This window comes from Pseudonocardia ailaonensis (assembly GCF_039531635.1).
In the GTDB taxonomy this organism is placed as follows: domain Bacteria; phylum Actinomycetota; class Actinomycetes; order Mycobacteriales; family Pseudonocardiaceae; genus Pseudonocardia; species Pseudonocardia ailaonensis.
The window spans coordinates 67,513-90,191 of the sequence record NZ_BAAAQK010000028.1; the positions used below are offsets into that span (position 1 = coordinate 67,513).

General features: G+C 72.6%; 22 protein-coding genes and 1 tRNA gene. 12 read left to right on the top strand and 11 right to left on the bottom strand.

Annotation, left to right across the window (positions count from 1 at the left end; translation table 11 throughout):
- Positions 1-316 precede the first annotated feature (316 nt).
- The 5 genes from thrB to argS form a co-directional block, all read right to left on the bottom strand.
- The gene (gene thrB, locus ABD324_RS32670) at positions 317-1,222 is read right to left on the bottom strand and encodes a homoserine kinase (protein WP_344426171.1); all 906 of its coding nucleotides are present in this window, start codon (positions 1,220-1,222) and stop codon (positions 317-319) included.
- Positions 1,222-2,238 carry a threonine synthase gene (gene thrC / locus ABD324_RS32675; protein WP_344427530.1) on the bottom strand — a complete coding sequence of 339 codons (1,017 nt, stop codon included), beginning with the start codon at positions 2,236-2,238 and terminating at the stop codon, positions 1,222-1,224. Before thrC ends, thrB begins: the two co-directional genes overlap by 1 nt.
- A 100-nt stretch (positions 2,239-2,338) precedes the next feature.
- A complete protein-coding gene (locus ABD324_RS32680; protein ID WP_344426174.1) occupies positions 2,339-3,733 on the bottom strand; it encodes a homoserine dehydrogenase in 1,395 nt (464 codons plus the stop codon).
- 85 nt (positions 3,734-3,818) lie between these two features.
- The gene (gene lysA / locus ABD324_RS32685) at positions 3,819-5,270 is read right to left on the bottom strand and encodes a diaminopimelate decarboxylase (protein WP_344426177.1); all 1,452 of its coding nucleotides are present in this window, start codon (positions 5,268-5,270) and stop codon (positions 3,819-3,821) included.
- Positions 5,267-6,910 carry an arginine--tRNA ligase gene (gene argS / locus ABD324_RS32690; protein WP_344426180.1) on the bottom strand — a complete coding sequence of 548 codons (1,644 nt, stop codon included), beginning with the start codon at positions 6,908-6,910 and terminating at the stop codon, positions 5,267-5,269. Before argS ends, lysA begins: the two co-directional genes overlap by 4 nt.
- Positions 6,911-7,055: 145 nt before the next feature.
- Here argS and ABD324_RS32695 point away from each other — a divergent pair, with 145 nt between their 5' ends.
- The 4 genes from ABD324_RS32695 (at position 7,056) to ABD324_RS32710 (ending at position 9,668) form a co-directional block, all read left to right on the top strand.
- Entirely contained in the window at positions 7,056-7,865 is an 810-nt protein-coding gene (locus ABD324_RS32695; protein ID WP_344426183.1) for a thioredoxin-like domain-containing protein, read from the top strand.
- Between the two features lie 8 nt (positions 7,866-7,873).
- Positions 7,874-8,572, top strand: a complete 699-nt coding sequence (locus tag ABD324_RS32700; RefSeq protein ID WP_344426186.1) for a DUF305 domain-containing protein — start codon at positions 7,874-7,876, stop codon at positions 8,570-8,572.
- Positions 8,573-8,632: 60 nt separating this feature from the next.
- Positions 8,633-8,707, top strand: a tRNA-Arg gene (locus ABD324_RS32705).
- Positions 8,708-8,882: 175 nt separating this feature from the next.
- Complete coding sequence (locus ABD324_RS32710) at positions 8,883-9,668, top strand: hypothetical protein (RefSeq protein ID WP_344426189.1); 786 nt, start codon at positions 8,883-8,885, stop codon at positions 9,666-9,668.
- Positions 9,669-9,850: 182 nt separating this feature from the next.
- Here the strand turns inward: ABD324_RS32710 and ABD324_RS32715 are convergent, their stop codons facing one another.
- The 3 genes from ABD324_RS32715 to ABD324_RS32725 form a co-directional block, all read right to left on the bottom strand.
- Positions 9,851-10,102 carry a type II toxin-antitoxin system RelE family toxin gene (locus ABD324_RS32715; RefSeq protein WP_344426192.1) on the bottom strand — a complete coding sequence of 84 codons (252 nt, stop codon included), beginning with the start codon at positions 10,100-10,102 and terminating at the stop codon, positions 9,851-9,853.
- 20 nt (positions 10,103-10,122) lie between these two features.
- Entirely contained in the window at positions 10,123-10,431 is a 309-nt protein-coding gene (locus ABD324_RS32720; protein WP_344426195.1) for a hypothetical protein, read from the bottom strand.
- 112 nt (positions 10,432-10,543) lie between these two features.
- Positions 10,544-10,969, bottom strand: coding sequence for a winged helix-turn-helix transcriptional regulator (locus tag ABD324_RS32725; RefSeq protein WP_344426198.1), 426 nt, complete (start codon positions 10,967-10,969; stop codon positions 10,544-10,546).
- 126 nt (positions 10,970-11,095) lie between these two features.
- Here ABD324_RS32725 and ABD324_RS32730 point away from each other — a divergent pair, with 126 nt between their 5' ends.
- The gene (locus tag ABD324_RS32730) at positions 11,096-11,965 is read left to right on the top strand and encodes an aldo/keto reductase family oxidoreductase (RefSeq protein ID WP_344426200.1); all 870 of its coding nucleotides are present in this window, start codon (positions 11,096-11,098) and stop codon (positions 11,963-11,965) included.
- Positions 11,966-11,978: 13 nt separating this feature from the next.
- Here ABD324_RS32730 and ABD324_RS32735 read toward each other — a convergent pair whose 3' ends face one another.
- Positions 11,979-12,596 carry a TetR/AcrR family transcriptional regulator gene (locus ABD324_RS32735; RefSeq protein ID WP_344426202.1) on the bottom strand — a complete coding sequence of 206 codons (618 nt, stop codon included), beginning with the start codon at positions 12,594-12,596 and terminating at the stop codon, positions 11,979-11,981.
- 87 nt (positions 12,597-12,683) lie between these two features.
- Between ABD324_RS32735 and ABD324_RS32740 the strand changes: the two genes are divergently transcribed.
- From ABD324_RS32740 to ABD324_RS32755, 4 genes are all read left to right on the top strand, one after another.
- On the top strand, positions 12,684-13,154 hold the full coding sequence (locus ABD324_RS32740) for a DUF6069 family protein (protein WP_344426205.1): 471 nt from the start codon (positions 12,684-12,686) through the stop codon (positions 13,152-13,154).
- 11 nt (positions 13,155-13,165) lie between these two features.
- Positions 13,166-13,918 (top strand): hypothetical protein, encoded by a 753-nt coding sequence (locus ABD324_RS32745; protein ID WP_344426208.1) that lies wholly within the window; start codon positions 13,166-13,168, stop codon positions 13,916-13,918.
- A 137-nt stretch (positions 13,919-14,055) separates the two neighbouring features.
- Complete coding sequence (locus ABD324_RS32750; RefSeq protein WP_344426211.1) at positions 14,056-15,003, top strand: SLAC1 family transporter; 948 nt, start codon at positions 14,056-14,058, stop codon at positions 15,001-15,003.
- A 101-nt stretch (positions 15,004-15,104) separates the two neighbouring features.
- On the top strand, positions 15,105-16,619 hold the full coding sequence (locus tag ABD324_RS32755; RefSeq protein WP_344426214.1) for an alpha/beta fold hydrolase: 1,515 nt from the start codon (positions 15,105-15,107) through the stop codon (positions 16,617-16,619).
- A gap of 2 nt (positions 16,620-16,621) precedes the next feature.
- Here the strand turns inward: ABD324_RS32755 and ABD324_RS32760 are convergent, their stop codons facing one another.
- Positions 16,622-19,399, bottom strand: coding sequence for a hypothetical protein (locus ABD324_RS32760; RefSeq protein WP_344426217.1), 2,778 nt, complete (start codon positions 19,397-19,399; stop codon positions 16,622-16,624).
- A 101-nt stretch (positions 19,400-19,500) separates the two neighbouring features.
- Between ABD324_RS32760 and ABD324_RS32765 the strand changes: the two genes are divergently transcribed.
- Positions 19,501-20,070 carry a DinB family protein gene (locus ABD324_RS32765; protein ID WP_344426220.1) on the top strand — a complete coding sequence of 190 codons (570 nt, stop codon included), beginning with the start codon at positions 19,501-19,503 and terminating at the stop codon, positions 20,068-20,070.
- A gap of 37 nt (positions 20,071-20,107) precedes the next feature.
- Positions 20,108-21,100, top strand: a complete 993-nt coding sequence (locus tag ABD324_RS32770; protein WP_344426223.1) for an NAD(P)/FAD-dependent oxidoreductase — start codon at positions 20,108-20,110, stop codon at positions 21,098-21,100.
- A gap of 56 nt (positions 21,101-21,156) precedes the next feature.
- Here the strand turns inward: ABD324_RS32770 and ABD324_RS32775 are convergent, their stop codons facing one another.
- A complete protein-coding gene (locus tag ABD324_RS32775) occupies positions 21,157-22,095 on the bottom strand; it encodes a patatin-like phospholipase family protein (RefSeq protein ID WP_344426225.1) in 939 nt (312 codons plus the stop codon).
- Between the two features lie 226 nt (positions 22,096-22,321).
- On the opposite strand from ABD324_RS32775, the gene ABD324_RS32780 reads away from it, so the two are divergent.
- On the top strand, positions 22,322-22,516 hold the full coding sequence (locus ABD324_RS32780; RefSeq protein WP_344426228.1) for a hypothetical protein: 195 nt from the start codon (positions 22,322-22,324) through the stop codon (positions 22,514-22,516).
- The last annotated feature ends 163 nt before the right edge of the window (positions 22,517-22,679 follow it).

Sequence of the window (22,679 nt, forward strand, 5' to 3'; positions counted from 1 at the left end):
AGCGGATGCTCGGACCAGCGGATTCCACACGTCACGCCCGGCTCTTCCGCCGGACTACGACGCCGGGACGGCACGAGAAGATGAGCCGCCGTCGGCAGATGTGCAGGGGCGGCGACCAGTGCGACGGTCGCGGGGAAGAGGCCGCTCGGTCCGGACCGGATCCGACCACATGGGCTGTAGTGAGGGTTCCGGCTCGAGAGGCCACGCGGATGACGCGTGGATCGCCGTGCGACGCCGAGGGTAGACCGTCCCCGGCCACGCGGCAACAACACCCCCGGTCAGAGGTGGCGTGTCGGAGATCTCAACCGCCCGTGGCTCAGGCGATCTCGACCTGCGCGCCCACGGTGTCCACCGGCAGGGGCAGCACCGTGAACCCGGTGAGGTCCAGACCGGCCGGCACCGTGCCGTCGGCCGTGAGCGCGAGGACCGTCGGCCCTGCGCCGGAGATCGTCGCCGGGGTCCCCGCGGCGCGCAGGGCGTCGACGAGGTCGGCGGACGCCGGATAGGCCGGGCGCCGGTAGCCCTGGTGCAGCCGGTCCTCGGTGGCCGCCATGAGCAGCTCGGGCCGCTGGGTGAAGGCCAGCACGCTCAGCGCGGTCCGGCTCCCGGTGAACGCCGCGTCGGGCAGCGGCACCAGCTCGGGCAGCAGACCCCGGGTCGTCTTCGTGGAGGACTCGAGGCCCGCGACGAGCGCGACCGGCGCGATCCCGGCGTGGGTGTCCAGACGCACGGCGTGGAAGCGCGCGGACGTGTTCCCGACCTCTTCCCAGGCGATCACGAACCCGCCCAGCAGGGAGGCCGCCGCGTTGTCCGCGTGCCCTTCCATCCCCGCCGTGACCTGCAGCAACGCCTCGCGCTCGAGCTCCGGCTCGCGCCCGGAGAGCACGCAGGCGGCCACCGCGCCGGCCACCGCGGCGGCCGCCGAACTGCCCAGCCCGCGCGAGTGCGGCACGGCGTTGCGACAGCGCATCCGGATGCCCGCCGGCTCGTCGCCGAAGATCGCCCACGCGGTGCGCATCGCCCGCACCACGAGGTGCGAGTCGTCGCACGGGACCTGTTCCGCGCCTTCACCCGAGACCTCGACGTGCACACCGGGCTCCGTGGTGGCCGTCACCTCGACGTCGTCGTACAGGGACAGGGCGAGGCCGAGCGAGTCGAACCCCGGCCCCAGGTTCGCCGACGACGCCGGCACCCGCACCCGGACCTCGGTGGGGCGTCCCATCAGGCGAGCTCGAGCGCCGCGGCGACGGCAGTCGGGTCGATCGGCACGACCTCCGGCGCCGGCGCCGTGGCCAGCACGCTGTCCGGGTCCTTGAGGCCGTTGCCGGTCACCGTGCACACCACGAGCTGCCCGGGCGCGAGCGAGCCGTCCGCCGAGGACTGCAGCAGCCCCGCGACGCTGGCCGCGGACGCCGGCTCCACGAACACGGCCTCCTTCGCGGACAGGAAGCGGTGCGCCGCCAGGATCTCGTCGTCGGTGACGGCCGCGAACCGGCCGCCCGACTCGGTGCGGGCGGTCTCCGCGCCGTTCCAGGAGGCCGGGGCGCCGATCCGGATGGCCGTCGCGATCGTCTCGGGGTTCTTCACCGGCGCGCCGTGCACGAGCGGGGCGGCGCCGGCGGCCTGGAACCCGAACATCCGCGGCAGCGCCTGGACCAGGCCGTCGGCGTGGTAGGCGCGGTAGCCCTTCCAGTACGCGGTGATGTTGCCCGCGTTGCCCACCGGCAGGCAGTGGACGTCCGGGGCCCGGCCCAGCGCGTCGCAGATCTCGTAGGCGGCGCTGGCCTGGCCCGCGATGCGGGTCGGGTTCACCGAGTTGACGAGCGCGATCGCCGGGTAGTCCGCCGAGGTCTTGCGGGCGAGCTCCAGGCAGTCGTCGAAGTTGCCGTCGATCTGCAGGATCCGGGCGCCGTGCGCCACGGCCTGGGCCATCTTGCCGAGCGCGATCTTGCCCCGCGGGACGAGGACGGCGCTGGTCATCCGGGCGCGGGCGGCGTAGGCGGCCGCGGAGGCCGACGTGTTGCCGGTCGACGCGCACAGCACGCTCTTCTTCCCCTCGGCGAGCGCGGCGGTGACCGCCATCGTCATGCCGCGGTCCTTGAACGAACCGGTCGGGTTCGCACCGTCGACCTTGAGGTACACCTCGCAGCCGGTGCGGTCCGAGAGCTCCGGCGCCGGGAGCAGCGGCGTGCCGCCCTCGCCGAGGGTCACGATCTCCCAGCCCGGCTGCACGGGCATCCGGTCCCGGTAGGCGTTGATCACGCCGGGCCAGGGGGCCAGCGGGCTGACGGTGCTCACTCGTTCTCCGTTCATCGGCTCAGCGGCCTTGTGACGCTGATCAGCCTGCGACGCCGAGCGTGGACACGGGCCGTCCGAGGCCCTCCACGCGCAGCACGCTCTCCACCCCGCGCACCACGTCCAGCCCGGCGAGGGCCTCCACGGTGGCGGCCAGCGCCGAGTCCGGCGCCCCGTGCGTGACGACGACGAGCCGGGCGCCCTGCTGTTCTCGCGCGGACTGTTCCCCGTCCGCCTCGCCCCCGGTCTGGCGCACCGCCGCGATGCTCACCCCGCGCCGCGCGAACTCCCCCGCGACCGCGGACAGCACGCCCGTGCGGTCCGCGACCTCGAGGCTCACGTGGTAGCGGGTCAGCACGTCCCCGATGGGTCGCACGGGCAGGCTCGCGTAGGCGGACTCGCGCGGCCCGCGGCCGCCCCCGACCCGGTTGCGGGCCACCGCGACCAGGTCGCCCAGCACGGCGCTCGCGGTGGGCGCGCCACCGGCGCCCTGGCCGTAGAACATCAGCTGACCTGCGGCGTCCGCCTCGACGAACACCGCGTTGAACGCCTCGCCGACGCTCGCCAGCGGGTGCGAGAGCGGGATCATCGCCGGATACACCCGCGCGGACACCGACTCCGGCGCGCCGAGCTCACCCACCCCGCCGGCTCCGCCGGCTGCCGTCCCCCGGCCGGCCCCGGGGACCCGCTCGCAGATCGCCAGCAGCTTGATCGCGCAGCCCAGGCCCTCGGCGGCGGCGATGTCCGCGGCCGTGACGGTGCGGATGCCCTCGCAGTGCACGTCCGCCGCGGTCACCCGGGTGTGGAAGGCGATGGTGGCGAGGATCGCGGCCTTGGAGGCGGCGTCGTAGCCGTCGACGTCCGCGGTCGGGTCCGCCTCGGCGTACCCGAGCCGGGTCGCCTCCTCCAGGGCCTCCGCGTAGCCCGCGCCGGAGGTGGCCATCGCGGAGAGGATGAAGTTGGTGGTGCCGTTGACGATCCCGGCGACGCGGGTGATCCGGTCCCCCGCCAGGGACTCGCGCAGCGGGCGCAGCAGCGGGATCGCGCCGGCCACCGAGGCCTCGTAGTAGAGGTCGACGCCCGCGGCGTCCGCGGCCTCGGCGAGCGTGGCCCCGTCCTCGGCGAGCAGCGCCTTGTTGGCGGTGACCACGGACTTGCCGGACTTGATGGCCTGCAGCAGCAGCGACCGCGCGGGCTCGATCCCCCCGACCACCTCGACGACGACGTCCACGTCGTCCCGGGCGACCAGCGCGGCGGGGTCCGTGGTCAGGAGCTCCTGGCGCACACCCGGATGACGGCCGGGCCGCCGCACGGCGACCCCGGCCAGCTCGATCGGCGCACCCACACGCGCGGCGAGGTCACCGGCCTGGTCCTCCAGCAGCCGCACCACCTCGGTGCCGACGGTGCCGCAGCCCAGAAGGGCGACGCGGACGCTCACTGACAACAACCTCCTCGGATGGTGCAGGCCCGACGCGGGATCATCCCCGCTCGGCGCCCATTGCGGTACCCATGGGTGCCGACACTCACGAGGACACCTCGAGCCGGAACTGGTCGTCCTCGGTCTCCCGGCGCAGCAGCACCCGGGCCTGCCCGTCCCGCACCGCGACGACGGCGGGGCGCGGCAGCCGGTTGTACGAGCTGGCCATCGAGTAGCAGTAGGCACCGGTCGCGGCCACCGCCAGCAGGTCACCGGGGCCCAGGTCCGACGGGAGCCAGCAGTCCCGGACGACGATGTCACCGGACTCGCAGTGCTTGCCGACGACCCGCGACAGCAGCGGGGCGTCCCCGCCCGGCAGCGAGTCGAGCGCCGACGCGCGCGAGACCAGCCGGCAGTCGTACAGCGCGTCGTACAGGGCGGTGCGGATGTTGTCGCTCATCCCGCCGTCCACGCTCACGTACCGCCGGGAGCCGCCCCCGAGCGGGACCTCCTTGAGCGTGCCGACCTCGTAGAGCGTGATCCCGCCCGGACCGGCGATGGCCCGGCCGGGCTCGACCGCGATCTCCGGGACGTCCAGCTCGGCGGCCGCGCACTCGCGCTTGACGATCGCCCGCAGCTCCTCGGCCAGCGCGAGGACCGACAGCGGGTCCTCGTCCGGGCGGTAGGCGATGCCGATGCCGCCGCCGAGGTCCAGCGTCGTGAGGTCGGCGAGCGCCTCGGCGCCGTGCTCGGCGTGCAGCTGGGCCAGCAGCCGGACGACCCGGTGCGCGGCGACCTCGAAGCCCTCGGTCTCGAAGATCTGGCTGCCGATGTGGCTGTGCAGCCCGACGAGCCGCAGGTTGCCCGCGGCGAGCACCCGGCGCGCGGCGTCCGCCGCGGCGGAGTCCTTGCCGCCCGAGATCGAGAAGCCGAACTTCTGGTCCTCGTGCGCGGTGGCGATGAACTCGTGCGTGTGGGCCTCGACCCCGACCGTCACCCGGATCATGACCGGCTGCGCCACACCGCGTTCGGCGGCGACCGCGTCGAGCCGGGCGATCTCGTGGAAGGAGTCGAGCACCACGCGCCCGACCCCCGCCTCGACGGCCTGGGTCAGCTCCGCGACCGACTTGTTGTTGCCGTGCAGGGCGATCCGCCCGGCCGGGAACCCGGCCCGCAGCGCGACGGCGAGCTCGCCGCCGCTGCAGACGTCGAGGGAGAGGCCCTCGGCGGCCACCCAGCGGGCGATCTCGGTGGAGAGGAACGCCTTGGCCGCGTAGTGGACCGAGCCCGCGCCGAACGCGGCGGCGAACTCGGCCGCCCGGGAGCGGAAGTCCGCCTCGTCGATCACGAAGAGCGGCGTGCCGTAGCGCTCGGCCAGCTCGGTGACGCCGACGCCGGCGATCCGCAGCACACCGTCGTCGCCGCGGGCGGCGTTGCGCGGCCAGACCGCGGGCGCGAGGTGGTCGAGCTCCGCGGCGCTGCCCGGCCGCGGGCCCGCGGTCTCCGGGGGTGCCGAGATGCCGGCGTGCAGGGGCCCGGCCGGATGCGCCCTGGTCACATCCGCTCCGGTGCGCTCACGCCCAGCAGGGCCAGCCCGTTGGCGAGCACCTGGCGCGCGGCGACGCAGAGCGCCAGCCGGGCCCGGTGCAGCTCGGTGATCTCCTCGTCGCCCATCGGCAGGACGCGGCAGGAGTCGTAGAACTTGTGGTACGCGCTGGCCAGGGACTCGAGGAAGCGGGCGATGCGGTGCGGCTCGCGCAGCTCGGCCGCGGAGCGCACCACCTCGGGGAACTCGCCGATCGTCCGGATCAGGTCGCCCTCGCGGGGGTGCTCGAGCAGCCCGAACTCCGTCCCCGCGGTGAGCCCGACCTCCGCCGCGTTGCGCGCGAGGGAGGACAGCCGGGCGTGGGCGTACTGCACGTAGAAGACCGGGTTGTCGTTGCTGCGCTTGGTGAGCAGGTCCAGGTCGACGTCCAGCGCCGAGTCGACGGAGGAGCGGATCAGCGAGTACCGCGCCGCGTCGACCCCGACCGCCTCGACCAGGTCGTTGAGGGTGACGACGGTGCCGGCGCGCTTGCTCATCCGCACCGGCGTGCCGTCCTTGACGAGGTTGACCATCTGCCCGATCAGCACCTCGACGACGGCCGGGTCGTCGCCGAACGCGGCGGCGGCGGCCTTGAGCCGGCCGATGTAGCCGTGGTGGTCCGCCCCGAGCATGTAGATCAGCAGGTCGAAGCCCCGGGAGCGCTTGTCCCGGAAGTAGGCGATGTCGCCGGCGATGTAGGCGGGCCTGCCGTCGCTCTTGATCACGACGCGGTCCTTGTCGTCGCCGTGCTCGGTGGAGCGCAGCCACCAGGCTCCGTCCTTCTCGTACAGCGCCCCGGAGTCCTTGAGCTGCTGGACGTTGTCCTCCACCGCACCGGACTTGTGCAGCGAGTCCTCGTGGAACCAGACGTCGAAGTCCGTGCCGAACGAGTGCAGGTCGGCCTTGATCTCGTCGAACATGAAGCCGACGCCGACCCGTCGGAAGATCTCGTCCCGCTCCGGGGAGTCGAGCGCGCCCGGCTCGGCCGCGAGCACGCGCGCGGCGATGTCCGCGATGTAGGCGCCGCCGTAGCCGTTCTCCGGCGCGGCCTCGCCCTTCGCCGCCGCGACCAGGGAGTCGACGAACCGGTCGATCTGCGCGCCGGCGTCGTTGAAGTAGTACTCGCGGGTGACGGCGGCGCCGCGCGCGGAGAGCACCCGGCCCAGCGCGTCGCCGACCGCGGCCCAGCGGGTGCCGCCGAGGTGCAGCGGGCCGGTCGGGTTGGCGGAGACGAACTCCAGGTTGACCTTCCGGCCCGCGTACTCGGCGCCGGTGCCGTAGGCCTCGCCGGCCGCCAGCACCTCCCCGACCAGGGCGCCCTGGGCGTCGGCCGCCAGCCGCAGGTTGATGAAGCCGGGCCCGGCGAGCTCCGCGGAGGCGATGCCGGGCTTCGCGGACAGCTCCTCCACCAGCCAGGTCGCGAGGTCCCGCGGGTTCACGCCGGCCTTCTTCGCGGTGCGCAGCGCGACGTTGGTGGCGTAGTCGCCGTGGTCGGGATTGCGCGGGCGCTCGACGCCGACGTCACCGGGCAGGGCGTCGGCGGGCAGCCCTCGGGCGGCCAGCACCGCCGCGGCAGCGGTCCGGACCAGGTCGGCGAGCACGTCGGGAGTCACGTGTCGAGGATAGGAGGTGGTGCTCACCGGTTTCTCAGGCGGCGCTCCTAGACTGCCTCCCCGCGACGACCGAGCGGAGCTTGCGGAGCGAGAATCGGCTCAGCTCGGGCGACCTCGCGCAACCCCACGAGCATCTGGACGGTTCATGTCCCCCAGCGGCAAGAGCAGCAAGGCGAGCCGGAGCACGGCCCGCAACACCGTGGTGAACCGGCGCGGGACGCCGTGGGGCCTGATCGCGGGAGTGCTCGTCGTCGTGCTGTTCGCGGGCGGGATCTTCGGGTACGCCGTCTACCGGGGCAACGAGAACAGCGCCGCGAAGGCCGCGCTGGCCGCCTACACCCCCAGCGACACCAACAAGGACCCGTCGGCCCAGATCCAGGGCGTCGTCACGGACAACTACACGGGCAACGGCCAGGGACACATCGTCGCGCCCGCCCGCGTCGCCTACACCCACTCGCCGCCCATGGGTGGGGACCATGACCAGTACTGGGCCGCCTGCACCGGCGTCGTCTACCCGACGGCCGTGCGGCAGGAGAACCTCGTGCACTCCCTCGAGCACGGCGCGGTGTGGATCGCCTACAACCCGGACCGGGTCAGCGGCGACGCGCTCGACGTCCTCAAGAAGAAGGTCGACGGCCAGCCGTACACGGTGATGGCGCCGTACCCGGGCCTGGACCAGCCGATCTCGCTGCAGGCGTGGAACCACCAGCTCAAGCTGGCCGACGCGAACGACCCGCGGATCGACCAGTTCATCACCGCGCTGCGCCGCAACCAGTACGTCTACCCGGAGATCGGCGCCACCTGCCAGGCGCTGGGCCCGGGCGCGTTCGACCAGGACAACCCGCCGGCGTTCCAGCCGACCCCGGCCGTCGGTGAGATCAACGGCACCACGGTCGTCGCCGAGCGCAGCGGCGCCACCGGCACGGCGGCGGACCCGAGCAAGCCGGGACAGTGAGCCTCGACATGGGCACGGCCGTCGACGGCCCCGAGGCGCCCGCGCCGCAGCAGCCCCGCTGGGTGCGGCCGCTGGTGATCGTCGCCGCGGCGGTCGCCCTGCTGCTCATCGGGGCGACGGCCGGGCTCCTGATCGGGCTGCCCGGCGCGTCGTCGACGAGCAGCTCGCCGGCCGCGAACTCGGTCGACGTCGGGTTCGCGCAGGACATGACCGTGCACCACGAGCAGGCCGTCGAGATGGCGGCCTGGGCGCGCGACCACACCACCGACGTGCAGGTCAAGCAGCTGGCCTTCGACATCGAGACCACGCAGCTGCAGCAGATCGGGCAGATGCAGGGCTGGCTGGCGCTGTGGGGCCAGCCGTCCGCCCCGGTCGGCCGCGACTACATGACGTGGATGGCCGACTCCGGGCACTCGATGAGCGGCATGGCCTCGGCCGGTGCCGCCCGCATGCCCGGGATGGCGACCGATGTGGACCTCCGCAACCTCCGCGCCGCCACCGGCAAGGATCTCGACGTGCTGTTCCTGCAGCTCATGCTGCGCCACCACGTCGGCGGCGCGGACATGCTGCAGTACGCCGCGGACCGGGCCAGCGAACCGGTCGTCCGCAACCTGGCGGCCCAGGCCCTGTCGGCCCAGACCTCCGAGGCCGGGCTCATGCGCACGATGCTCGGCGACCGGGGCGCGCAGCCCCTGCCCCAGAACTGATCACGAGGACCCCGCCGCACGGGCTCCGCGAGCCCGTGCGGTAAGGTTCCACGTCGTACGGCCCCCGTAGCTCAGGGGATAGAGCACCGCCCTCCGGAGGCGGGAGCGCAGGTTCGAATCCTGCCGGGGGCACCAACCACTCACCAGCCGAGAAGGCTCGTGAGCTGCGGATTCACGGCGCGTCGAGATTACCGCCCCCCGCGTTCAGCCACGTCGACAAGCGCGCCCAGTGCGTGCGGGCGGGGTCTCGGCGAGCGGGGCGGGCCAAAGTCGGCCTGGCTCATCGAGGCTCACCCGCATACTCATCGCCATGCCCACGGTTGACTCCTTGGCCGATCTTCGAAGGCTCATCGCGGAGGCGGGCAACGCGCCACCCATGAACTTGCGTGTTGACGACGATGCCAAGGCTGTCATCGATGAGTCGATCTCCCGCTCCGGCCTTCTTCTCTTGGGGGAGGTCCACGGCGTCAAGGAGACACCGCAGGTGGTCGCCGCGATTGTCCAACTCTTCGGCATCGAGATCCTGGCACTGGAGTGGCCCGAACAGCTGACGGAGACCATCGATCTATTCCGACGGACCGGCCACCTTCACGATCACGATCTTCTGTGGCTCGGGGACGGCCGTCTGACGCCTGGACATCTTGCGCTGCTCAAGCAGCTCGCCGACCGAAATCCTGCCGTGGACTGGTTGGCGTTCGACCCTTGGAATCCACCGGACCTCCCTGGAGAGTCATCGTGGACTGCCCGTGATCACGGCATGGCTCGACGGATTCTTGGTTCAGTCGACCCGTCACGCCGATCGCTCGTCGTCGCAGGAAACGCCCACACACCGTTGACACGCATGGCCTATGGAGCACCGATGGGCCAATGGCTCGAAAAGGAGCGCCCAGGACTGTCCTCGGTGAAGGCCCACTACGGGCCTGGTGCGGCTTTCAATTTCGAGCGCAAAGAACTTGGCTCTCGACATTTGCCGCCTGGATACGGCATCCGATTGGACAACGACGTCTTGGTACTGGACCACCCTGATCCAACAGAAGCTGACGTCCCCTACAAGCCTGACCTCTTTGCCGTCGACGAGTCGTTGGGCCGGCCGTAGGTTTGGTGCGGCTGTGCAATCGCTGAAACAGGGGCTCCGCTCATACCCGACGCCGCTCGGAGATCATCGGGGCGACGGACTCATGTGGGGAACGAAGACCAGAAGACCAAGCCCGCGGGCGCCGGGGGCACATCCTGGACATCGACATCAGTCGCGGGAGATGGCCGTCCACTGCGCCGTCGTCAGATCCGGTAGGCGTCTCGACGATGCGCGACGGCGACCACCGTCACCACCCGGTTCTCGACATCCACGACGTACAGCGCCCGGTACTCGCCCCGTCGGGTGCTACGCAGCTCTTCGAGGGGTGCGTCGAGCTGCTTGCTCAGCCGGAACGGGTTCTCCACAACCGGCCCGGTCAGATGTTCGAACAACGCAGCGGCAGCACCCGACGGAAGTCGATTCATCCCACGCCGAGCCGCTGCGGTGAACACCACCGAGTATCCCTCGGACGAGGTCACGTCTGCGCGGAGCGCCGCTTCAGATCCGTGGCCACCTCGTCCGCGGAGACGACTCGGCCGGCACGCAGATCCGCCAGACCGGCGGTCAGGTCGCGGAGGAGGTCCGTGTCCGAAAGGACGTCGATCGTCTCGCGCAGCCGTTCGATCTCACCGGAGGGCACGACGTCGGCGACATGGCGGCCGTGGGCGAGCACCGCCACGGTCTCCCCGCTCTCGGCCCGACGCACCGCCTGCTCCCACGACGCGGCCTGCTCGCCGACCGCGTGCAACGCGTCTGCCGAGACGCTGGCCGGCTGCTCGCTCATGTGGTCGAGGATACCCAGCCGGGTCCGCCGCGGTGCTCGATTCGAGCATTCCCGGCCGGTTGACCGGGTGGACACTCGTCCGCCGCTGAGGCACGTCAACAACGGTCGAGGATCAGCCGGCGGGCTCGTCGTGCTCGGCGCGGTGGGCGAGGACGTCGTCCATGTGCTCCTGTGCCCAGTCCCGGATCGCCCTGGTCATGGTGTGGAGGGAGAGGCCGAGGTCGGTCAGCCGGTAGGTGACGGTGACGGGCACGGTCGGCGTGACGGTTCGGGTGAGGAGGCCGTCTCGCTCGAGGGCGCGCAGGGTCTGGGTCAGCATCTTCTGGCTGACCCCGGCGAGCAGGCGGGAGAGCTCGGAGTAGCGCATCGTCCGCGGCGCCGGCCCGTCCGCCGGGGTGTCCCCGAGGGCGCAGAGGATCAGCACGACCCACTTGTTCGAGATCCGGTCGAGCAGCTGGCGGCTGGGGCAGACCGCCAGGAACGCGTCGTACTCGACGCGCTTCTGCCGGCGGTCGGCTGCTCTCGTCGTCGTGGCCACCGGTCGCCTCCCAGCGGGGACTAACGCACTCTGAGGTGCCTACTTCCCGTCGGGAAGCATGATCTCCAGTATGGGACCGCGAGGTCGGGAACACCAGCCTCGGACGACCCGAGAGGCAGCACCACCATGAGCACGTCGACGACCCTTCCCGGCGGCACCTGGACCCTGGGCGACTCGGCGGTCAGCCGGTTCGGCTACGGCGCCATGCAGCTCGCCGGCCCGTGGGTGGTCGGGCCACCGGCGGACCACGACGGCGCGATCGCCGTCCTCCGCGCGGCGATCGAGGCCGGCATCACCCACATCGACACCAGCGGCGCGTACGGCCCGCACGTGACCAACGAGCTGATCCGCGAGGCATTGCACCCCTACCCGGCCGCGCTGCTCGTGGCCACGAAGGTCGGCGCCGACCGGGACGCGGAAGGCGGCTGGCCGACCGCACGCCGGCCCGCGGACCTGCGCCGCCAGGTCGAGGAGAACCTGAGGACCCTCGGCGTCGAGGCCCTGGACCTGGTCAACATGCGGATGGGCGACGCGCAGGGCACCCGGCCGGGGTCCATCGCCGAGGCGTTCGAGACCCTGGCCGGGCTCCAGCAGCAGGGGCTGATCCGCCGGCTGGGCGTCAGCAACGTCACCCCCGAGCAGGTCGCCGAGGCGCGCACCGTCGCCCCGATCGTGTGCGTGCAGAACATGTACAACCTCGCGCACCGCCACGACGACGACCTCGTCGACGCGCTCGCCGGCGACCACATCGCCTACGTGCCGTTCTTCCCGCTCGGCGGGTTCAGCCCGATCCAGTCGCAGGAGCTCTCCGCCGTCGCCGCCCGGCTGGACGCCACCCCGATGGCCGTGGCGCTGGCCTGGCTGCTGCAGCGCTCCCCCAACGTCCTGCTCATCCCCGGCACCAGGTCGACCGCGCACCTGCACGAGAACATCGCCGGTGCCGGCCTGTCACTGTCCGCCGAGGACCTGGCCGAGCTCGACCGCATCGCCCTCTGAGTCCCTCGACGGCTCACCGCGCCGGCGGTCGGCCGGGGTGATGCCGCAGCGCCGGCAGGAGTACCTGGTCGACGAGGGCCGCGGCGGTGACCGGGTCGAGCGTCCGCCCCTCGGTGACGAGCCGCCGGAAGGCGATCGACGGGATGATCTCCACGACGACGTCGACCGGCGCCGCCGGGTCGACCTCGCCGCGCTCGACCGCCCGCCCGATCACCGCGCGCAGCGCCGCCGCCGGTGGGCGGCCGATCGCGGCGGCCGCGGCCTCGCGCAGCTCGGTGTCGCGGGAGGCCTCGCCGAGCAGGGTGGCCAGCAGGACGGCGGCCTTCTCGTCGCCGGACGTGAAGTGCCGCACCCAGTCGTGCAGGTCCTCGCGCAGCGACCCGTTGTCCGGGACGGTGACCTCGGCCTGCAGCGCGCGGACCGCCGCGACCACCAGCGCCGTCTTGGTCGGCCAGCGCCGGTAGACCGCGGCCTTCCCGGTTCCGGCCTGTCGCGCGATCTCCGCGACCGTCGTGCCCGCCATCCCGCGCCGCACGATGAGGTCCACGGTGGCGTCCAGGATGGCCTGTTCGAGGGCCGGATCGCGCGGGCGGCCGGTCGGCGCGGCCGCGTCGGAGGAGGGGGGACTCACCACTCCCACCTTACGGTACCGAGTGGTACCGTAAGTTACGGAACCAATGGGTCCCGAAAGACGCTCCGATCCCACGAGGTGGATGTCATGGCACAGCAGCTCAGCGAGAACCGCTCCCGCGGAACGTGGACCGCCGCCGCGGTACTGGCGGCGGTCGTCGTGATCGCCGTCGCCACCAACGCGCTCGTCGCGCTGATCGCCCACGGGCTGGGCGCGAACAGCGACTTCGCACCGCTCACGCCCGCCGTGTACGGCGGGTTCACCGCCCTCGGGGTGCTCGTCGGATGGCTGGGATGGCGGATGGTGACGCGCCGGGCCGCGCGGCCGCGGGCGGTGCTGACCGTGCTGGTCCCGGTGGCCACCGTGGTGTCGCTGGCGCCGGACCTGGCCCTGCTCGCGCTGCGCTTCATCCCGGGGACGAACGCGGCCGGGGTCGTGGCGTTGATGGTGATGCACCTCGTGGTGGTGGCCTACGCAGTCCCCGGCTACGTGCTCGCCGGGCGCAGCCTGCGACGGCCTGCCCCCTCCGTTCAGGCCCCCACCGTCGCGGCCGCCTGAACGGGGGAACGATGAACACCGCACCTCTCACGCTGACCGCCGGTCCCGAGGTGGTCGCCGTCGTCGAGCGCCTCGAACTGGGCGAACCCGCGCCGGCCGCTCCGGGTCCCACGGCCCCGCAGCCTCCGCACGCCGTGCCGTACCGCGCTCCGGAGCAGGTCCGCGTGCTCCCGGACGTGATCGAGCACGTCCGGGGCCTGCGCTCCGTCCCGGGGTTCCGCGGCGCGATCGTGCTCGCCGGCCGCGACCACAACCGCATCAGCGTCTACAGCCGGTTCGACGCAGGCACCGGGTCGGCCGATCGGCCCGTGCTGGACACCGTCACGGCCCGGGGAGTCCCGGCCCGGACGCTGGACACTCGGGCCTACGAGCTCGTCTGGCAGGACGGCGAGGAACCCCCGGCCCTGGTATCGATCGCCCACACGCCGCTGGTGCACTTCGGCCTGTTCACGGTGCTCGACGGTCGGACCGACGCGCTCCTGGACAAGGTCGCGGCCAGTGCACCCGCGTCGTTGGTGACCCCTGGTCTGCGGACCGTCAACTTCCACCGCAGCCTCGACGGCGAGCGCCTGGTCAACGTCGGGACGTGGTCCACCTTCGACCACTTCGCCACGCTCCTGCGGCAACCCGGGTTCACCAGCGCCGAGAAGTACTGGGCCGGGCTCGCGACGTTCGAGAACGACTACTTCGACGTCGTCGAGGTCGTCGAGGACCCGACCGCCGGCTCGCCCGCGCGCACGCCCCTCACCGCCGACGCGGGCTGACTCCACGGCGTCGCGTCGGGCCGGGCGCGTCCCCCGATCGGCGGACCCGGCCTCCCCCGCCTTCTCGGTCGATCGCCCGTTCCCCCTCCTCGGCCGCTCCGGCCACTGTGGGGCGACGCCGAAGAACGGAGGGGATCATGCGTTCACCAGACGGACGGATCACGCCCAACCTCTTCGGCATCGCCACCGGCACCGCCGGGCTCGGGGCGGCGTGGCAGGTCGCGCACGGCCAGGGGCTGGTGCCGGACTGGCCGGCCGCCGCGCTGTTCGCCCTGGCCGCCGCCGTCTGGCTGGCGTTGGTCGTGGCGCGGATGCGCTCCCGCACGCTCGTCGGCGAGTGGCGCGATCCGGTCCTCGGGCCGTTCGTGTCGCTGGTGCCCATCGGCGGGATGGTGCTGGGGCTCGCGCTCAGCACCTACGCGCCCACGGCCGGGGGCGCCGTCTTCGCGGTGTTCGCCCTCGCGACGCTCGTTCTGGCCGCACGGATCGCGGCATGCTGGGCCGCGCATCCGCCGTCCCTGCGCACGCTGCACTCCGGCTACCTGTTGCCGACGGTGGCGGGCGGGCTCCTCGCGGCCGCGGGGTTCGCCCGGACCGGGCAGCTCGACTCGGCGCGGATCGCCTTCGGCTCCGGGCTGGCCTGCTGGGCGGTGCTCGGGTCGATCGTCACCGTGCGGCTGCTCCGCGGGCCGCGGCTGCCGGCGGCGCTGATCCCGACCCTCGCCATCGAGATCACCCCGCCCGTGCTCGCCGGCAACGCCCTCCTGGCGATCAACGGCGGCCGGATCGACGCGCTGACCTGTGTGTTCGGGGTGTGGGCGGCAGTGGCGACCGTCGTGCAGGTGGTCCTGCTCCGGATGTACCTCCGGAGCCCGTTCGCGCCGGGGATGTGGGCCTTCGCGTTCGCCTACGCCGCGACGGCCACCTACGCGCTGCACTGGATCGACCTGACCCGCCCGCCCGGCGCCGCGCTGCTCGCCGCCCTGGTCCTCACCGCCGTCACCGGCCTGATCGCGGGGATCGCGGTCCGCACGGTCGTCGGGATCCGGCGGGGGACGTTCCTGCCGGTCGCGCCCGCCGCCTGAGACGGACGAAACGCCGACGGCCGGTCGGGCGAGTCCTCCCGGAGGCCTCACCGGCCGTTCCCGGTCCATGGTGGACCCGTACGGAAGGCGGATGGTCGGCGATGCTCCGAGCCCTGCGCGTGGTCATCGTCGTCCTGGGCCTGGTCGCAGGGGTGGTCGTCACCGCTCCCGCGGCGGCCGCCGGGCAGCCGGACCGGACGATCTCCTGGCGATCGTGCGCGCCCGCGGATCCGGTGCTGCAGTGCGGCACGCTGACCGTCCCCCTGGACTGGGACCAGCCGCGCGGGAAACAGATCGACCTCGCCGTGATGCGCCGGCTCGCGAGCGACCCGGGGCACCGGATCGGCTCGATGATGGTCGACCCCGGAGGTCCGGGCGAGAGTGGGCTGACGCTGGTCCGCGAGAGCGGCGCCGATCTCGAGGCGTGGACCGACGGGCGCTTCGACATCGTCGGCTGGGACCCCCGCGGCACCAACGCGAGCTCGCCGGTGCGCTGCTTCACCAGCTCCGCCGAGGAGGCGCGCTTCTGGGCCGGGGTCGGCATCCCGACCACGCGGGCAGAGTCGCAGGCCTACGCGCGCAAGGTCACCGAGCTCGCGCAGCGCTGCGGGAAGGTCAGCGGCGACCTCCTCGACCACATCTCCACCGCCGACACCGCACGGGATCTCGAGGCCCTGCGCGTGGCCGTCGGGGACCCGAAGCTGACCTACACCGGCCTGTCCTACGGCTCGATGATCGGCCAGACCTACGCGGCCCTGTTCCCCGACCGGATCCGCGCGATGATGCTCGACGGGCTGGTGGACCCCGTCCCGACGACCCGCTCGGCCGAGGCGCGGACCCGCAACGACGTGGCGAGCACGGACGAGTCGTTCGCCGAGTTCCAGCGGCAGTGCCAGGCGGCCGGACCGGCCGGGTGCGCGCTCGCGGGCCACGGCGTGACCGTGCAGCAGCGCGTCGCGGGGCTCCTCGCGGCGGCGCGGAAGGCCCCGATCCCGGCCCCGCACGCGGACCCGCCCGGCGCGCTGTCCTACGGCGACCTGCTGCTGTCCACGTTCAACCCGCTGCGGAGCCCGCCCGGCTGGCCGCAGTTCGCGAAGGACCTCGACGCCGCCGCGGCCGGCGACGCCTCCGCGCTGGAGACGGTCGCCCGCGGGATGCGCTCGCCGGAGGCCTACACCGCAGCCACGACCTCGGCCGCGATCTCCTGCCTCGACGGCCCCGCGAGCCGGCCCGTGTCGTCCTGGCCGTCCACGGTCCCGACGTTCACGGACTCCAGCTCGCTGTGGGGCCCGGTCCTGGGCTGGTGGCTGTGGGCGCCGTGCGCCGCGAACTGGCCCGGCCGCACGGACGACGCCTACCGCGGCCCGTGGACGTCCACCACCACCGCCCCGATCCTGCTGGTCAACTCCCGGTACGACCCCGCCACCGGCTACCCGAACGCCGTCGCGGCCGAGAAGCGGTTCCGCAACGTCTCGCTGGTGGTCATGAACGGCGGCGGTCACCCGACCTACCAACAGGCCAGCGCCTGTGTGGACGCGGCCCGGGTGCGCTACCTGACCGACCTGGTGCTGCCGCCGAAGGGCACGGTCTGCCGGCCGGACGAGCCCGCATTCTGACGTCAATCCAGGAGCAGCGCCGCCCGGAAGGCCGCAAGCTGGGTGCACGCGAGCCGTGGATCGACCCCGACGGTCCGCCGGGCCTCCGCGAGCCCGTCGACGGTGGCCACGAAGTCCACAACGCAGCCGGACTTCTCGATCTCCCCCTCGGCCCGCTTCATCCGGTCGGTCGTGTATCCGACCTCGAGGAACTCAACCAGTACCGCGGCCATGGTGTGCACCGCGACAAGCTCGAGGGCGAGCTGTTGCACCTGAGCGTCCACGGCACCGGCCTCGCTGTCGACGATGCCGTCGTCCGGATCGGCACTGGCGACGACCTGCTGCAGTCCGTGCAGCTCGGCCCGGAGCAAGTCCGGGGTCACCTCACGCCCCTCCCAGCGCGGTATCCGGGCATATAGCTCGCGAGCCGCCGCCCACCCGATCAGCCGGCGCACCTCGTGCCGAACGGAACCGCACCGGCCCACCAGGTCGTCCCGGACCAGGACCCTCGCGATCTCGCCGACCCGACGCTCGCCAGCCGTGCGGCCGACGATCCCGGACACCTGCCGGGCGACCCGCAACAGATCGCGCGGCAGGCCGCCGGAGAGCACGTGACACAGCATCAACAACGGGGTGGTCCACCGGCCGGCCTGGGCGTAGAGCAACTGACGGGATTGTGCGAAGGACAGGAAGGGCAGGATAAGGATCTCGTCGAAGCTGCTGTCGAACACGTCCCGCATCGCGACCCCGCGCCGTTCGAAGGCTGCAGCGGCGTCCTCCGACACGGAGACGAGGAAGTAACATCCTGTGACACCAAAGATGCCTTTGATCTCGTTGAGGAAGGCTTCGACGTCCTCCGCGGATCGCATCTTGTCCAGCTCGTCGATGCCGATGACGACCTCGTACTGCTCGCCGACGGTGCCGAGCAGGCTCCGCAGCCGCCCGATGATCTCGGGATAGGTCAGCGCGGTCGGCTGCCAGGACACGCCCTGCCCTCGCTTCGCCTCCAGACCGACTGGCACGGTCGAGGTGTTGCCCGCCTTGACCGTCGCTGACGAGTCGCTGCTGTACGAGGTCGAGAACCTGAGCTGCTGAAGGTGGGCGGAGGCGACCGGTAGCAGGCGGTCGTGGTCACGGGACCTGGCTGCGAACCGGGTGAGGGACTGCCCCTCCGGGACGGCGTCAGGCGCCTCGACGTACCGGCGCGGTACGGCCGTTCGGAGCTCAGCCGTACGTACCAACGCCGCCATTCCGACGGCGGCCAGAATGGCGACAGCGATCAACGGACCTGCCCCGGCGAATCCCAGTCGCACGACACCCAGCACAAGACCGGTAGTGGCGACGGCCGCCGCCACCAGCGCGAGGCTCTGGACGAGGACGAACGCCAACCGGTAGCCGTAATACATCCGCAGACGGCTCCTGACGAGCTGTTCGACCACCACGATCACGGCCCCGACCCCGAGGGCGTCCAGAACCAGAACGGCAGCCAGCATTCCCCCCGGCACGGGCGGCGCGGCGAACAGCAGGACGATCGAGGCGGTGAGCGCGCACACCCCCACGACGGGGTAGAAGGTCCGGCTCGGCCGGGGCAGCGGATCTCGGGGACGCAGTGGCTCTACGTCCCGGAAGTATTCGCCCGAGGGGCCGAGGATTGCCCGGCACAGCTGCTCGTGGAGGTGCAGGATGTACTCGCGCGGCTCGTACCGGATCGGAGCCGGCAGCAGGAGGCCGAACCGCGGTGCGAACTCCTGCTCCCCATCCGGCTCGGTGGTCGGTGACCCGCCGAAGCAGACGTGTCGCATGAGGGTCGACTTGCCGGCACCACGCGGTCCCGACAGACCAATGCTCGCCCCGTGTCGGTGCGCCATGATCCCGTCGAGCCGAGCGAACGCGTCGGTGGCGAAAGGCTGCTCCACGTCGCCTGCGGAGGACAGCCCTCCGGCCGGCAGGGCGTCGACGACAGTCGTGTAGGTGGCCCCCAGCCGGCGGGCGACCTCGGCCCGGATGATGTTGAGCATTCCGGCGGTGATCTCCCGTAGGAGGTCGCGACGGGCGGCGTCCCACTCGATCAGCGCCGCGGCGGCGTTCGATTCCTTGCCGGCCGCGGCCTCGGCCCGCTTGAGGATCGTCTGCTGACGGAAGCGGCACTCGACCATGTCCTGTGCCAGCGCCTGGCTCAGTGTCTGTCCAAGGATTCGCCAGTCCCCCGTGAGACCGTCACGGGCGGGCCGACCTCGGTCCGGTTTGTCCTGGGCGCGAACGCGTGCGGAGAACGCTCCGAGGGCGGCCCGGATCCCTCCGGAAGGTCCGGGCGCCGGCTGCTGACCGGACCGCATGAGCTCGATCAGTCCGCGTATTGTGTCAGCGGCGGCTCTCTCGTCATCTGCCGCCTGTCGCTGGGCATCAGCGAACCTGGCGTAGATGTCGCGGAACCGGGCAGACGCCGCAGCGAGCTCACGCAGCGCCGATCGCTCGTACTGCTCGACCACCGGCCGTAGCGACTCCCGCACTCCGACGGACAGACGTTCGGCCCGCTCGAATCGAATTCCGGCCAGCACGACGTCCTCGCCCCCGGCAAGCACGTCATCGAGCTCGAAAGGCTCGTCCGGGCCGAAATGCTCACGGAACTCGAGGAGCTCGTCGTCGGCCAGGGAGTGCTCGACGAGCTCGGCGCGAGCCTCCTGGTACAGCGCGGGGCGGTCGAGAACATATCGATGCGGACCGAGGGGCAACTCGGTACCGAACAGGTCGAACCGGCTCCCACCTGACGTCGAGTTCGGTACCTCCATATTCGAGGTCACGGCGATTTCACCGCGTTCGGGCTCAGCACCTCTTCTCGCTCGTCGCCATTCCCCTGGACGTTACGAACCGGACACTGAGGGTCATCTATCAGGATCTCTCCATGCGTGACCCCAGGTCTGAGCTGCTCCGCTACCTGCGCGACGGCCGGGAGGTGATCGTCTGGAAGCTCGAGGGCCTCTCCGAGTACGACGCCCGGCGACCCCTGACCCCGACCGGCACGAACCTGTTGGGCCTGGTCAAGCACCTCGCGACGATGGAGGTGGGGTACTTCGGCGAGGTCTTCGACCGCCCGTTCCCGCAGCCGATGCCGTGGATCGAGGAGGACGCCGAGCCCAACGCCGACATGTGGGCCACCGCCGAGGAGAGCCGGGCGGAGATCCTGGACCTGCACGCCCGGGCGGTCGCGCACGCCGACGCGACCATCGCCGCCCTCGCCCTCGACGCCCCCGGCCGCGTGCCGTGGTGGACCACCCCGGACGTCACGCTGCACCGGATCCTCGTCCACATGATCGCCGAGACCCACCGGCACGCGGGCCACGCGGACATCGTCCGGGAGCTGGCCGACGGCGCGGCCGGGCACCGGGAGGCCGTCTCCAACCTGCCGGATGTCGATCCGGTGGCCCATCGCGAGCGCGTCGAGCAGACTGCTTTGCGGTTTCGGCAAGGTTAGTTGCCGTCGAGGTCCGTCCGGGCGCAGGGTCGGTCCCATGAACATGGACGACGTGGTGGTGGTCGGCGGCGGGGTCGCCGGGCTGAGTGCGGCGCTGGTGCTGAGCCGCGCGCGCTGGTCGGTCGTGGTGGTCGACGCGGGCGAACCGCGCAACGCCCCGGCCGACGGCGTGCACAACTACCTGGGCCGGGAGGGCACCCCGCCCCGCGAGCTGACGGCGGTCGGGCGCGCCGAGGCATCGGCGTACGGGGCCCGGATCGTGGCGGGCGAGGCGGTCACGGCGGTGCGGATCCCGGGTGGGTTCGCGGTGACGCTCGCCTCCGGCGAGGTGCTGCGCGGCCGCCGCCTGCTGGTCACGACCGGCCTGACCGACGAGCTGCCGGCGATCGACGGCCTGGCCGCCCGCTGGGGCCGTGACGTGCTGCACTGCCCCTTCTGCCACGGCCACGAGGTGCGCGACCGCCCGATCGGCGTGCTCGGCCTCGGCGGCGCCGGGCTGTTCCAGGCGCAGCTGTTCCGGCAGTGGAGCCGCGACGTCACCCTCTTCCTGCACACCGGCGACCAGCCGACCGCGCAGCAGTGGGCCGAGCTCGCCGCCCGCGGCATCCAGGTGGTCGACGGCGAGGTCACCGGCGTCGAGGTGACCGACGACCGGCTCAGCGGCATCCGGCTCGACTCCGGCGCCGTCGTACCCCGCGAAGCGCTGGTCGTGGCCTCGACCGCCCGAGCCCGCTCGGCGGTGCTGGAGTCCCTCGGGATCACGCCGGTCGAGATCGAGGCGCACGGGATCGTGGCCGGCAGCCAGATCCCGACGACCCCGCGCACCGGCGCGACCTCCGTCCCCGGTGTGTACGTCGCTGGGAGCCTCGCCGAGGTCAGCGCGATCGTGATCGCCTCCGCCGCCCACGCCGCGGGCGTCGCCGGCGCGATCACGATGGACCTGGTGACCGAGGACGTCGCCCGGGCGGTCGCCGGCCCCTTCTCCGCCGAGTCCGAGCGCGAGATCGCCGTCGCCGCCCACGGCCTGTGACCCCGTGAGTGGCAATAGGCGCCATGGCGACTATTGCCACTCACGACCCGGGGGGCTCAGACGACCGCGAAGTGGCCGCCCAGGGGCCGCCCGAAGGTCTCCATGACGGTCGCGTAGCCCACCCGGGCGCCGTCGAGCAGCAGGGCACGGTCCCGGGTGAGCCGCTCGACCCGATGGGCCCGCGCGGCCGGCCGCACCCGCCGGACCTCGACGCCGTCGAGCCGGACCGGCCGGCCGGGCGTCAGCACCGCCGAGTCCGTCCGCCAGCGGCGGTTGGCGGCCCGGAACTCCGCGCCGAGGCCCGGCGACCAGGCGTCCAGCACCCGGGTGAGCAGCTGCGTCGTCGGGCCGGGCAGTGCCGCGGCCTTGTCCGCCGTCGAGGTCGACAGCATGAGGACGTGGGTCGCGCCGTCGGCGGCCGCTGCGTAGAGCGCGTCCGGGCGGAGCAGCCCGCCGTCGAGGTAGGCGCGGCCGCCGAAGCGGTACGGGCGGCCGGCGAGGATCGGCAGCCAGGCGCCCGCGAGCAGGTGCTCGACCAGGTGGTCGCCCGCCTCCCGGGTGCCGACCGCGACGGGCCGCCGGTCGTCGACGTCCGTCAGGACCATCCGGACGTCGAGGGGCGAGGCGAGCGCGGCGGGGACGTCGAGCGGCGCGTCCCGGCGCAGGATCCGCTCCACCCGGACCATGTCGAGCACCGGCCGGCCGGGCCGCGGCAGCCGCCGGACGAACCCGCGCACCAGGTGGTCGTAGTAGATCGCCACCGCGTCCCACCCCGCGCCCGCGGCGAGGTAGGCGAGGTTGATCGCGCCGGACGACGTGCCGTAGAGCCGGTCGAAGGTCCCGATCAGCCCGAGGTCGCGCAGCGCGAGCAGCATCGCGGCCGAGACGATCCCGCGCATCCCGCCGCCCTCGACGGCCAGGGCGACGACGTGCTCGTCCCGCTCCCCCGCGCGCCGCGCGGCGAGCACCTCCAGGACCCCCGGCACCTCGCTCACGCCGAGATCCTGGCACCGCTCACCGGCGCGTCGGACGGGTGGGCGGGTGGTCGCGGTCACGCCTGCCGAGCCGCCTGCCGGGGCAGCCCTCCGTACGCCGATCGCCCGTGCCCGTTGATCGGATCGTCACGACCCCCGATGTCACCAGCTGTGACCGGGCCACTACTTTCGCCTGCACGAAACCAGGAGGTGACAGTCAGTGGCGCTCGCGTCGATCCTGTCCGGAATGCCCGACCTGCTCCAGCGCACGCTCGCCCAGCACAGCCCCGATCCCGGGGGCTTCTGCCGGGAGTGCCGAGAGGCGTCGGGCATCGCCGCGCCGTGGCCGTGCGCCACGCGCGAGGTGGCCGAAGAGGCCGAGTACATCCAGCGCGGAGGGCTCCCGGGGACGCTCGGCGGCCGCCACCGCGGCCGGCGCTAGCCGTCCGGACCGTCCGAGGACGCTCCCGCGCACCCCGCGGCGCAGCGGGAACGCCCTCAGGCAGCCCGGCCGTTTCGCTCCACCGAACGGTCCCTTCGCGCCATTCTCGGTCGCGGCATTCGGAGCAGTTTCCCTGCAATCGCTGTTTCTGACGCGCCGAACG